Here is a 418-nt window from a genome sequence, read left to right as displayed (position 1 = left end):
GCCCCCGACAGCCCCGAGACCACCGCCGACCCGGACGGGCCGGCGGAACCACCGGAAGGAACCTCCCCGTGATCCTCGTCACCGGAGCCGGCGGCTCCCTCGGCCGCCTGACCATCGACGCCCTCCTCGCCCGGGGCGTCCCCGCCGGCGACATCATCGCCGGCGTCCGCTCACCGGAGCGCGCGAAGGATCTCGCCGCCCTCGGCGTGGAGGTCCGCGAGGCCGACCACGACCGTCCCGACACCCTCCCCGGGGCCCTCGACGGCGCCCGCCGCGTCCTGTTGATCTCGGGCAACGAGGTCGGCCGTCGGGAGCCCCAGCACCGCGCCGTCATCGACGCGGCCCTCGCCGCCGGTGTGGAACACCTCGCCTACACCAGCATCCTGCACGCCGACACCACCCCCCTGGCCCTCGCCCC

At 76.3% G+C, this 418-nt stretch carries 1 protein-coding gene; it reads left to right on the top strand.

What is annotated here, in order from left to right; all coding sequences use genetic code 11:
- Window positions 1-68: 68 nt before the first annotated feature.
- The coding region (locus tag FNQ90_RS26655) for an NAD(P)H-binding protein (protein WP_182608611.1) at window positions 69-418 on the top strand (350 nt) is incomplete at its 3' end.

Origin of the sequence: Streptomyces alkaliphilus (assembly GCF_014141535.1) — a bacterium.
In the GTDB taxonomy this organism is placed as follows: domain Bacteria; phylum Actinomycetota; class Actinomycetes; order Streptomycetales; family Streptomycetaceae; genus Streptomyces; species Streptomyces alkaliphilus.
Note: the sequence above shows the minus strand (reverse complement) of the source record. Positions and strands in the feature narration are given on the sequence as shown.